The following is a 12,061-nucleotide window of genomic DNA, read 5'->3' on the forward strand; positions in this document are numbered from 1 at the left end:
ATTTAGGGGAATCAAAGAGCCAGTATGAATCCCCCGAACAGGCCAAACCCCGATTTAGGGGAATCAAAGAGCCAGTATGAATCCTCCGAACAGCCCAAACCCCAATTTAGGGGAATCAAAGAGCCAGTTTGAATCCCCCGAACAGCCCAAAACCTGATTTAGGGGAATCAAAGAGCCAGTTTGAGTCCCCCGAACAGCCGAAACCCCGATTTAGGGAAATCAAAGAGCCAGTATGAGTCCCCAGAACAGGCCAAACCCTGATTTAGGGACTCATAGGTCCTGTATGAGTCCCCAGAACAGGCCAAACCCTGAATTAGGGGAATCAAAGAGCTAGTATGAATCCCCCGAACAGTCCAAACCCCGATTTAGGGGAATCAAAGAGCCAGTTTGAGTCCCCCGAACAGTCCAAACCCCGATTTAGGGGAATCAAAGAGCCAGTTTGAATCCTTAGAACAGCCCAAAACCTGATTTAGATGAATCAAAGAGCAGTTTGAGTCCCCAAAACAGCTCAAACCCTGATTTAGGGGAATCAAAGAGCCAGTTTGAGTCCCCCGAACAGTCCAAACCCTGATTTAGGGGAATCATAGGTCCTGTATGAGTCCCCAAAACAGTCCAAAACCCGATTTAGGGGAATCATAGGTCCTGTATGAGTCCCCAAAACAGTCCAAAACCTGATTTAGGGGAATCAAAGAGCCAGTTTGAGTCCCCAGAACAGTCCAAAACCTGATTTAGGGGAATCAAAGAGCCAGTTTGAGTCCCCAAAACAGCTCAAACCCTGATTTAGGGGAATCAAAGAGCCAGTTTGAGTCCCCAGAACAAGCCAAACCCTGAATTAGGGGAATCAAAGAGCCAGTTTGAGTCCCCCGAACAGTCCAAACCCCGATTTAGATGAATCAAAGAGCCAGTTTGAGTCCCTCGAACAGCCCAAACCCCGATTTAGGGGAATCATAGGTCCTGTATGAGTCCCCAAAACAGTCCAAACCCCGATTTAGGGGAATCAAAGAGCCTGTATGAGCCGCGAAGCAGCTAATAAACCATAATAGGGTAACCTCAGAGCCTGCAGAGACACTGCACCAACTCAAAAAGCTGAAAATATGAGAATCAAAAGCGGACGGAAAAAGGCTTGTCACTCGAATGTTATAAAGAATTGCATGATGAGCTATAACAATTTGATTTGAAAATGATAATATAGAAGAGATGAACTTTCTTTAGGGGGATATCCACATGAAAATTAAAGTCGGATTATTATACGGCGGCAAGTCAGCAGAGCATCAGGTTTCATTGCAGACCGCACTTGCTGTTATAAAAGCTTTAGATACAAAGAAATTTGATATACATCCAATCTACATTTCAGATAAAGGCGAATGGATTCGCGGTGCAAAATTGCAGGAGCCTGTTGCAAACGTTGCTGCTCTTCAGTTTAGAGACGGCGGCACAGCTGTATCGCCGGTTGCTTTGAATCAGGATCTCTTTCCTTCAAAAACGGACAATGAGCATGAGCAAATTGATGTAGTGTTCCCGCTTCTGCATGGACCAAACGGTGAAGACGGAACGGTTCAGGGCATGCTTGAATTGCTGAATATTCCTTATGTAGGGAATGGCGTTCTTGCTTCTGCAGCCGGCATGGATAAAGTGATCATGAAAAACCTGTTTGCACAGGCCGGACTCGAGCAGGCTAAATACGTTTCATTCATTAAAAACGACTGGAAGAAATCTCCGGAGAAAGCTTACGAGACAGTTGAGCAGGAGCTAGGCTACCCATGCTTTGTGAAACCAGCAAATCTTGGATCAAGTGTCGGCATCAGCAAATGCAAAGACAGGGAATCACTTGTAAAAGCTTTTGATGAGGCATTCAATTATGACCGCAAGATTATTATTGAAGAAGGCATTATCGGACGAGAAATCGAAATTGGCGTCATTGGGAACGATGAACCAAGCTGTTCTGTAGTCGGAGAGATTGCACCTAAAAAAGAATTTTACGACTACAAAGCAAAATACGTTGATGGCGATACAGATATGATGATTCCGGCACAAGTAACAGAAGAAGAATATGCTCTGATCAAAGATTTAGCTATTAAATCATTTAAGGCCATTGACGGATCAGGCCTTGTACGTGCAGATTTCTTTTTAACAGAAGACGGAAGAGCCTTGATTAATGAAGTGAACACGATGCCTGGGTTTACTCCATACAGCATGTTCCCGCTGCTTTGGAAGCATGCAGGTGTTGAGTACCCTGAGCTTATTGAGAAATTAGTTGAGCTTGCGCTTGAACGCCACGAAGGAAAACAGCAAATTAAACATACGTTTTAAGAATGCATGGAAACACTATTCTTAGGAATAGTGTTTCTTGGTTTACATATTGATGAATAAACATGATTTGAAAGGAGTTTTCACAAAATGATACGACGTTCGTTATTGGACATTCAAACGATGGCAGGCGGATCAGGATTATCTGCTGAAAAAGAAAATGAGTTCATTCATGGAATTACAACGGATTCGAGGAAGATTGAAGCCCGAACCCTGTTCATCCCGATTGTCGGCGAAAATTTTGACGGGCACGAGTTTGCCGGAAAAGCGCTCGAAGAAGGTGCTGCTGCAACTTTATGGGACCGCAATAAACCGAATCCTCCGTCAGGTGCCGTTATATTAGTTGATGATACGTTAAAGGCATTGCAGCAATTGGCGAGCAGCTATTTAGAGCAGCTTCAGCTTAAGGTAATCGGCATAACGGGAAGCAATGGGAAAACTACCACAAAAGATATGGTGGCTTCGCTGCTGGCCACAACATACCGTGTACATAAAACCAAAGGGAATTTTAACAATCATATCGGATTGCCGCTTACGATCCTCAGCATGAACGAGGATACAGAAGTAGCTGTACTCGAAATGGGCATGAGCAGCAGGGGCGAAATCGAACTCCTTTCAAATCTTGCAAAGCCTGATGCTGCGATCATAACGAATATCGGCGAATCCCATTTAATGAACCTGGGATCAAGGGAAGGCATAGCAGAAGCAAAGCTTGAAATTGTCAGCGGGCTAAAGCCTGATGGCGTTCTTATTTATGACGGTGAGGAACCTCTGCTTACAGAACGGGTTCAAGCTTATTCGTTTAAAACGATTTCTTTTGGCGGGTCTGAGCGGAATGCTTATTCTCCTTCTGAGATTCAGCAAACAGAAAACGGCACATTCTTTAAAATCAGCGGGCGGGAAGAGAAGTTATTTTTACCTGTGCTCGGAAAACATAATGTTAACAATGCGCTCGCAGCAATCGCTGCAGCAGAATTCTTAGGTGTGCCGCAAGAGAAAATCAGTGAAGGATTAAAAGCAATCCAAATGACGGGCATGCGTCTCGAATTAACAAAAACAAAAGAGAATCTTGCTGTTATTAATGATGCATATAATGCAAGCCCGACTTCAATGAAGGCAGCCATCAGGCTTGCGTGTGACATGCAGGGTTACAATCAGAAAATTCTTGTGCTGGGAGACATTCTTGAACTGGGCGAAGAGATGCAGGTGAAGTTTCATCAAGAGGTCGGAGAATCGATCGATTCAAAAGAGATTCATCATCTCTTCACGTTCGGGAAACTCGGTGCGGAAATAGCTGCCGGTGCACGTAAAAAAATGGATCCGGCCCTAATTCATGTCTATCAAGATAAACAAGAGCTTGTTAATCAATTAAGACAGACGGCAAAATCCGGGGATCTCGTATTAGTAAAAGCTTCACGCGGCATGAAGCTTGAAGAAGTCGTTAATGCGCTTTTTTAAGGGAGAAATCACATGAACGAAACAACAGAGGGACGCATTAAAAAAAAATTGACTATTTTTTTAAAAACTGCAGAAAAAATTAGAACAAAATGCGGAAGCAGCTGTCTTTTTTAATGGACTTGCACCTTGATTGAACATCCGGAATCAAAATGCTGCAGAATAAAAAGAGACTGTCATGATGAACGCTCCTTTTTGTTTTGAAATATAGTAACCCAGGGTACTTTAAATATACCCAGGGTTTTTTTGTTTAAAACAACAGCTGGCGCAGTTTTACAAAATTGATGTTTGGGAGAGAGCGACATGAAAGGATGCCTATGTATTCATGGATTTACCGGTGCCCCGTATGAAGTGGAACCTCTTGTCCGCCATCTGAAGGAAGAGACAGACTGGGTGCTGAAAGTGCCTACTCTGCCGGGACATGGAGAGACCCCAGGTCTGAAGGGAATACAGTTCAGTGAATGGATTGCCCATGCTGAAAATGAATTAAGAGATCTGTTAGAAGAATGCACAGAAGTCTATATCATCGGTTTTTCAATGGGCGGATTAATTGCCGCGTATCTGGCATCGAGGTACCGGGTAGATAAACTTGTCCTGCTGAGTGCAGCGGCTTATTACCTTAATCCCCGGCAGATGCTTATTGATGTAAAAGAACTCTTTGCAGATGCCATTAGAGGAAATGCGGCAAACAATGAACTTTTTATAAGATACCGAAAAAAAATCCTTGAAACACCTATTGCAGCTACGCTTGAATTCAGGAAACTCGTCAGGTATATCCGACCAATATTGGATAAAATAACTATACCTGTTTTGATTGTCCAAGGAGAGTGTGACGGAATTGTGCCTGTGAAAAGCGCAAAATATATCTATGAAAGAATCACTTCAGAGCAGAAGGAGCTTTGTTTTCTGCCCTGTTCAAAACATCTTATTTGTCATGGGGAGGATTTCCCAATGCTTGTTGAAGTTATAGAATCCTTTCTGATGACACAAAATAAAATGAGTGCAAAATGAATCACATCTCTACGGCTTGTTGTAAAAGGATAAAAAAAGTGGTATGATTAAAGTTAAGTGTTTACGGGCTTTTATAAAGCTAACGTTTTGCCCGATGGGGCGTTTTTTGTTTCACCATACATGAAAGTCTGTGAAAGCTATAGAGATTAAAAGGAGTAGAACAAATTGACAATTACGTTTCAAGAACTAGGTATCAGCCCATTATTAATGGAAGCTATTAATAAAATGGGGTTTGAAGAAGCTACACCTATCCAAGCACAAACCATTCCACTGGGGCTACAGAATAAAGATGTGATCGGCCAAGCACAAACTGGAACTGGTAAAACAGCTGCATTCGGTATTCCGCTTATTGAAAAAATCGATGTTAAACAAGATAAGATTCAAGGGATCATCATTGCACCGACTCGCGAACTTGCGATTCAAGTATCTGAAGAGCTTTACAAAATCGGATCTGCTAAACGCGCTCGCGTTCTTCCGATTTATGGCGGACAGGACATTAACCGCCAAATTCGCTCATTGAAGAAGTTTCCTCACATTATCGTTGGTACTCCAGGCCGTCTAATTGACCATATCAACCGTAAAACATTGAAATTATCTGACGTTCAAACAGTTGTAATGGATGAAGCAGATGAAATGCTGAACATGGGCTTCATTGAAGACATTGAAAACATTCTTTCAAATGTTCCTTCAGAGCACCAAACATTGCTGTTCTCCGCTACAATGCCTGATCCGATCAGACGCATTGCTGAGAAATTCATGACAAACCCTGAGCTTGTTAAAGTAAAAGCGAAGGAAATGACTGTTTCAAATATTCAGCAGTTCTTCATTGAAGTACAAGAAAAGAAGAAGTTTGATGTATTAACACGTCTTCTTGACATTCAATCACCTGAGCTTGCGATCGTTTTCGGACGCACAAAGCGCAGAGTTGATGAGCTTTCTGAAGCATTAATGCTTAGAGGATATGCAGCTGAGGGAATTCATGGCGACTTAACTCAAGCTAAACGTATGTCTGCTCTTCGCAAGTTTAAAGAAGGCGCAATTGAAGTGCTTGTTGCTACAGATGTTGCTGCACGCGGACTGGACATTTCTGGTGTAACTCATGTTTACAACTTTGATGTTCCTCAAGACCCTGAAAGCTACGTTCACCGTATCGGGCGTACAGGCCGTGCAGGCAAAACAGGTGCTGCGATGACATTCGTAACACCAAGAGAACAAGATATGCTTAAAATCATTGAGCGTACAACTAAGCGCAAAATGGACCGCATGAAAGCACCGACTCTTGATGAGGCGCTTGAAGGTCAGCAATCTGTTTCAATCGAAAAAATCCGTCAGACAATCACTGATGAGAACTTATCATTCTACAAGCGCACTGCTGAAGCATTGCTTGAAGAATTCGATCAAGTATCAGTACTTGCTGCTGCAATCAAATTAATGACAAAAGAACCGAACCAAACTCCGGTTAACTTAACGGATGAGGCTCCAATGTATGCGAAAAGAGGCGGAAAACGTTCTTCTTCTTCAAGTAACCGCAACAGAAGAGACGGTCAGCGCCCACATTCTAAGAACAACAAACGTTCTTACGGACAACAAGGCGGCAAGCCTAACAGCAGCAACAAAAGACGTTACTCAAACTCATCTTCATCTAACTAATAGATGATGCCAAACGCACCGTGCATTTAAGCGCGGTGTGTTTTTTTTATGCATTTTCAGATGGAAAAGCTTCCGATTAACATGGCTGTTTATCGAGCCGCGCTGACTTTCTAATCAGGAAGGTGGTCCAAATTAATTCTCATTCATACCGTGCATTCTATATGTATCTTATTAAAGAAGGTGACAGCTATGACAATCGTCCGTTTAGGCTATGTTGCAATGAGTGTGAATCTGAAGAATTGTTCTCCTTCTCAAACGATGACATATGCTCAATTTCAGCGTTTAAAAGACCGGGAAGCTGCTATTGAAAAGCTTGAGCAATTTCAGCATCAAATCTTGGAAAATTGTTTTCGCATTATCAAACAGCCGGCCATGATATTTGATTTTTCAGTTCGTTCCTCAGATTGACTGTATGATTGAAGCCAAACAAAAAGATGATGCTCTTTTTCAATTTATGGAGCAGATGTGCTCCTTTCCGGAGGTTGAAAAAAAAATAGATGGAGCATAGTTTTTTATTGAAATAGTGTTCAAGCAAGGTTCATTTATTTATAATGAAATTGGCATGATTTTCTAAAAGGTGAAACATATCTAACGTAAATCCGTATATAAAGAGAGAGTTACTAGTTCAGGGGGAACAGTGATGAGAGATGCACCTAAGTATCAAATCAGTCAAAAAGCACTTAAGGTATGGAAGCTGTCAGCACTTATCCAATCATTGATTTTTTTGGCTGTATCCGGAGGAATTGCGTTTGCTGTATATTACTTTGAGTGGCCGATATGGATTGCCATTGCCGTTTTGGGAACATGGCTGATCTTTTCAATCATTTTTATCTTTATTACTCCGAAAATACAGCATCGTACGTGGCGGTATGAGGTACACGAAAATGAAATTGATATTCAGTCGGGCTTATTTGTGGTGAAACGGGTGCTCGTTCCAATGGTGAGAGTGCAGCATGTCAACACAAAGCAGGGGCCGCTGCTCAGGAAAAATGATCTTGCAACTGTAACGATTCATACAGCAGCAACCATTCATGAGATTCCTGCGCTCGATGTGGTCGAAGCTGATCAGCTGCGTGACTTTATATCAAAGCTTGCGAGGGTGACAGAAGATGATGTCTGAACCTAAAAGACTGCATCCTGCCTCTGCTATATTAACCTTTTTCAAGCAATTGAAAGACGGGATATTTCCTGTCATCGTACTTTTCTTCGTCAATGACTATAAGATCTTTTTCTTTATCGGTCTTGCCGTGATTCTGATCGCTTTGATCATCTGCAGTATCATAAGCTGGATGAAATATACATACCGCATTGAAGAAAATGAACTGCGGATTGAATTCGGCATATTTGTGAAAAAGAAAAGATATATTCCGATTGAAAGAATACAATCAATCAACGAAAGTGCAGGCATCATTCAGCAGATATTCGGACTTGTGAAGCTGCAGCTTGAAACAGCGGGGGGCGGTGCAGAGGCCGAAGCCGTTCTAACAGCTGTGACAAAAGAAGAAGCCCGCAGGATAAATACAGCTTTAGCGGAAAGAAAAAAAGAAATGGTGGTTCAGGATAAAGCCGCCAGGACATTAAAAGAAGACAAAACATATTTAACATATAAAATTGGAGTAAAAGAACTGCTGGTTGCTGCGTCAACATCAAGCGGAATCGGAGTGGTTCTGTCTGCGGCTTTTGCTTTTTTCTCACAGTTCGACGAGCTGATTCCGTTTGATGACATCATCGATCGTTTTTCTTTTCTTTCAAATGCAAGCATCACTGTTTATGCCATTATTGTATTCCTTGCATTTTTCATCGCATGGATCCTGAGTATAATCGGAGTTTGTCTGAAGTTTGCCAACTTTACAGTGATAAAGAAAGAACAGGATCTAGTCATCTCGCGCGGATTATTTGAGAAACACCAGCTGACGATTCCGCTTGAGAGAATCCAGGCTATGAAGATCAGCGAAAACCTAATTCGCCAGCCATTCGGCTATGCAACTGTGCACATTGTCAGCGCAGGGGGAAACGCTAAAGATCAGAATGTTTCTGCCGTCCTTTTTCCGCTGATTAAAAAAATAAAAATACAGCAGATGCTAACCGAGTTTACACCTGACTTTTTTTTAGCTGATCAATTAAACCCTCTGCCAAAGAAAGCGAAAAGAGGATATGTTCTCGTTTATACAATTCCTTTCTTGGTGATTTCATGCATTCTGAGCTGCTTTTTTCAGCCGTGGGGTTACATTGCGCTGCTGACTGTTCCGGCAGGACTTCTTATCGGTCTTGCATCATTTAAGGGTGCAGGATGGGCCATACATGACGAACAATTAACGCTTTCATCAAGGAATCTGGTCAAATCCACATTCGTTGTAAAGAGAAAAAGAATTCAGGTCATTGAGGCAAGGCAATCCTTTTTTCAGCGCCGCATAAACCTGGCGTCTATTCAATCTTCAACAACGTCAGGAATGGGAGGAACACATTTCATAGTAAAAGGCGTCGATATTGAGGATGCCGGAGAAGTGTTAGAGTGGTATTCTTATGAAAATCATGCAAAAAAAGACGCGATCCTTTGAGGGTTGGCGTCTTTTTTGAGATTTCTATAAAACATGCTGCCTTTCGCATTTGGTTGATAAAAATTGAAAACCAGTTGATATGCGTAAAGCCGCTTGCCGGATCCTCACGGCAATGCCTGGGGCAGCTAGTCGGCGCCGCTTTTCACATAGCCGAGCTCCACCTCCTACTCCTAGGTAGAAAAAAGTGCATCAAAGCGGTGAATGGAGCAGAAAAAGTGCCTCATTGTAGAGAAAAAGTGCATCAAATCTGTGAATGGAGCAGAAAAAGTGCCTCACGGTAGAAAAAAGTGTATCAAAGCGGTGAATGGAGCAGAAAAAGTGCCTCACGGTAGAGAAAAAGTGCCTCACTGAAGAAAAAAGCGCATCAAAGCGGAGAATGAAGCAAAAAAAGTGCCTCCTCGGCCAGAACGGCTCCGCCAGTAAAGGCAAAAAGCGCCTTTTCTGTCGGATCCTTATCTGTCTGTCGGAGCTGACCAGTCGGCTACGCTTTTCTAGTAAGAAACAACGGCGCTAGCAGCGCACCTGCCACAACACCGAAGATATGGGCAATAATGTTGATATTGGCATTCACGAATGTCATGACTACCCCGATGATCAGAATGGTGATAATAAGCTGAGAATTTGAAGAGTCAATCATATCTTTTCTGAATACGACGAGGTATAGATAGATGCCGAATAAGCCGAATATAGCACCTGATGCTCCGACGTGAGTATAAGTTAAATCTTCTATGATGAAATATGTTGCCAGGTTTGCGGCGATGCCCGTTGCTAAATACGCAGCTATAAAGCGGACCTTTCCAAGCATCTGTTCCAATGCAGGTGCGAACAGGATGATGGATACACTGTTAAATAGAATATGAGCGAAGTTTGCATGCAGGAAAATAGGAGTGATCAAGCGCCACCACTCTCCGTTAGCCACACCGGCGTTGTACCCTACTAAAGAGGCGAAGAAATATGTTATTGTAGGAACTGGAATTAAAAACAACAGCCAGAGTATGACTTGAATACAGACAATTACGGTTACAACAGGGTATAGACGGGTAAACGTTCTGAAATCTTCTGATCTTGTAAACATAGAGAGTGTCTCCTTATTCTAAAGAATTAGTTGTTTCTATATTAACACGGTTATGAGAAGTGAGAGCATATTAGTACATACTGAACAAAAAGAGGTGTCCGCATGATTAATGGGCTGGGTCTTGATTTGGCTGAGCTGGAACGGATTGAAAGGTTAATAATGAGACAGCCGAAATTCATTGACCGGATTCTCACAGAAAGAGAGAAAGATAAATATCAATCGCTTGCGCAAAGGAGGAAAATTGAATATGCTGCCGGAAGGTTTGCGGCGAAAGAGGCGTTTTCAAAAGCGATGGGATCCGGGATTGGGAAAATATACAGTTTTAATGATATCGAAATTCTGAATGATGGAAATGGAAAACCGGCTGTAACAATGCCTGTTTTGCCTGGTTATATCATCCACATCTCTATCACTCACACAAAGGATTATGCTGCTGCTCAAGTAATTATTGAAAGCTCGTCAAGCTAGTCTGCATATTCATAACCTTTGTCTCATATATTTGTACAGCGGTAGAAGAGACAAGTCGTTTGAGGAGATTGTGCTTGCTTTAGCATGATTCCCTCAAGGAGAGTTTCTTCCTTTTTACGTCATATGAGACAAAGGGGTTGAAAAGGTGAAAAAGCACTTTTTATTACTGGCAATTGGATTGCTCGCTGTCATGATGCTTGCTGCCTGCGGTGAGAAATCCAAGACTGACGTTGTAGAAAACCTGAATAAGAAGGTTGAAGAGTTATCAGGGTACAAAGCGAAAGCGCAAATGACCCTTCAAACAGGAAGTGAGCCTCAAATTTATGAGGTGGAAATTTGGCATAAGCAGCCATCATTCTACAGAGTAAACTTGAAGAATGCTGAAAAAGATCAGAGCCAAATGATTCTCCGAAATAAAGAAGGTGTGTTTGTCCTGACGCCGGCCTTGAAGAAAAGCTTCCGTTTTCAAAGCGAATGGCCGCAAAACAGCAGTCAGGCTTATCTTTTCGAATCACTGGTAAAAGATATTAAAAGTGATGCGGATTCTATTTTCAAATCAACAAAAGATGCTTACGTTTTTGAGACAAAAACAAATTACCAAAACAGCCAGATGCTTCCTCTTCAAGAGATTACGTTCAATAAAAAGGACCTGAAGCCTTCTGTTGTCAAAGTAATGGATACAGACCGCAATCCATTAGTTGTGGTAGAGTTTTCGGAATTTGATTTTAATGCTAAATTCGATAAAAACTCATTTGATATGCAAAAGAATATGTCATTTGCAAGCGTAGATGTTGAAACATCTGCATCTATTAACACAGAACCGTTTGCTGTGAAATATCCTCTTGAACAGCTTGAGGATGTGAAGCTGACGGAAGAAAAAGAGATGAAAACAGAGAATGGCAAGCGGGTCGTTCAAACGTATGATGGTAAAAAATCCTATACCTTCATTCAGGAAAAAGCAGTCGCAGCCACTGTTGCAACCTCTTCTTTTGTAAGCGGAGAACCGGTTGACCTTGGAGTTGCTGTCGGAGCCCTGACGGAACAATCCTTAACATGGACCTATGACGGGGTAGAGTACATGATTGCATCGAAAGACTTGACTCAGGAAGAGATGATCAGGGTAGCACAATCTGTACAGGGGCAGGCAATTAAGTAATCAAACTTGGATGGCATTTGGGCCATCCGAGTTTTTTGTTTTTATGGATTTTTGCATCTTATTGATGTGCCTGATAGTAAGCGATTCCGGATAATGAAACCGGGTGTGGGGATAGTGTCTGAGATTTCTGGATAGTAAAGCTGATTCGGACGCTTCGAAATATGGCATCTTAAACAATTTGAAGTCTCAAAATGTCATGTGCAGCTAGAAAAGGACATTTGGGGTTGAACATTGATTGTTTGGCGGTTCATTTTTTGATATTCCACACTTAATCATTCCGCATTAAAGACCTTCTCGCTGAAATCTTTTCTCCGTGTTATCACTGCCCCCCTCACAAGGAACCGATTTCATTTGACAAAAGAACGCTATACCATTGATAAT

The 12,061-nt window shown here is 42.1% G+C and carries 8 protein-coding genes and 2 pseudogenes; 9 read left to right on the forward strand and 1 reads right to left on the reverse strand.

Features of this window, described 5'->3' with window-relative positions; genetic code table 11:
* The first annotated feature begins 1,224 nt into the window (after nt 1–1,224).
* From LIT25_01400 to LIT25_01430, 7 genes and pseudogenes are all read left to right on the forward strand, one after another.
* Nucleotides 1,225–2,310 carry a D-alanine--D-alanine ligase gene (locus LIT25_01400; GenBank protein USK34125.1) on the forward strand — a complete coding sequence of 362 codons (1,086 nt, stop codon included), beginning with the start codon at nt 1,225–1,227 and terminating at the stop codon, nt 2,308–2,310.
* Nucleotides 2,311–2,397: 87 nt separating this feature from the next.
* On the forward strand, nt 2,398–3,765 hold the full coding sequence (locus LIT25_01405; GenBank protein USK34126.1) for a UDP-N-acetylmuramoyl-tripeptide--D-alanyl-D-alanine ligase: 1,368 nt from the start codon (nt 2,398–2,400) through the stop codon (nt 3,763–3,765).
* 300 nt (nt 3,766–4,065) lie between these two features.
* Nucleotides 4,066–4,773 carry an alpha/beta fold hydrolase gene (locus tag LIT25_01410; GenBank protein ID USK34127.1) on the forward strand — a complete coding sequence of 236 codons (708 nt, stop codon included), beginning with the start codon at nt 4,066–4,068 and terminating at the stop codon, nt 4,771–4,773.
* Between the two features lie 165 nt (nt 4,774–4,938).
* A pseudogene (locus tag LIT25_01415) lies at nt 4,939–6,270 on the forward strand (DEAD/DEAH box helicase).
* Nucleotides 6,271–6,612: 342 nt separating this feature from the next.
* Nucleotides 6,613–6,803, forward strand: a pseudogene (locus LIT25_01420) (UV damage endonuclease UvsE).
* A 260-nt stretch (nt 6,804–7,063) separates the two neighbouring features.
* Nucleotides 7,064–7,543: a PH domain-containing protein gene (locus LIT25_01425; GenBank protein ID USK34128.1), complete on the forward strand. Its 480-nt coding sequence runs from the start codon at nt 7,064–7,066 to the stop codon at nt 7,541–7,543.
* Nucleotides 7,533–8,981 (forward strand): PH domain-containing protein, encoded by a 1,449-nt coding sequence (locus LIT25_01430; protein ID USK34129.1) that lies wholly within the window; start codon nt 7,533–7,535, stop codon nt 8,979–8,981. Before LIT25_01425 ends, LIT25_01430 begins: the two co-directional genes overlap by 11 nt.
* Before the next feature lie 481 nt (nt 8,982–9,462).
* On the opposite strand, the gene LIT25_01435 is transcribed toward LIT25_01430, so the two are convergent.
* Entirely contained in the window at nt 9,463–10,056 is a 594-nt protein-coding gene (locus LIT25_01435; protein USK34130.1) for a rhomboid family intramembrane serine protease, read from the reverse strand.
* 102 nt (nt 10,057–10,158) lie between these two features.
* Here LIT25_01435 and acpS point away from each other — a divergent pair, with 102 nt between their 5' ends.
* Nucleotides 10,159–10,524, forward strand: coding sequence for a holo-ACP synthase (gene acpS / locus LIT25_01440; protein USK34131.1), 366 nt, complete (start codon nt 10,159–10,161; stop codon nt 10,522–10,524).
* Between the two features lie 145 nt (nt 10,525–10,669).
* Entirely contained in the window at nt 10,670–11,680 is a 1,011-nt protein-coding gene (locus LIT25_01445) for an outer membrane lipoprotein carrier protein LolA (GenBank protein USK34132.1), read from the forward strand.
* The last annotated feature ends 381 nt before the right edge of the window (nt 11,681–12,061 follow it).

It is taken from the genome of Bacillus sp. F19, from assembly GCA_023823795.1.
Lineage (GTDB): Bacteria > Bacillota > Bacilli > Bacillales > Bacillaceae > Bacillus_P.

Coding starts and splice junctions, on each gene's coding strand:
- LIT25_01400 (USK34125.1), top strand. CDS start 1,225: ATGAAAATTAAAGTCGGATTATTATACGGCGGCAAGTCAGCAGAGCAT.
- LIT25_01405 (USK34126.1), top strand. CDS start 2,398: ATGATACGACGTTCGTTATTGGACATTCAAACGATGGCAGGCGGATCA.
- LIT25_01410 (USK34127.1), top strand. CDS start 4,066: ATGAAAGGATGCCTATGTATTCATGGATTTACCGGTGCCCCGTATGAA.
- LIT25_01425 (USK34128.1), top strand. CDS start 7,064: ATGAGAGATGCACCTAAGTATCAAATCAGTCAAAAAGCACTTAAGGTA.
- LIT25_01430 (USK34129.1), top strand. CDS start 7,533: ATGATGTCTGAACCTAAAAGACTGCATCCTGCCTCTGCTATATTAACC.
- LIT25_01435 (USK34130.1), bottom strand. CDS start 10,056: ATGTTTACAAGATCAGAAGATTTCAGAACGTTTACCCGTCTATACCCT.
- acpS (USK34131.1), top strand. CDS start 10,159: ATGATTAATGGGCTGGGTCTTGATTTGGCTGAGCTGGAACGGATTGAA.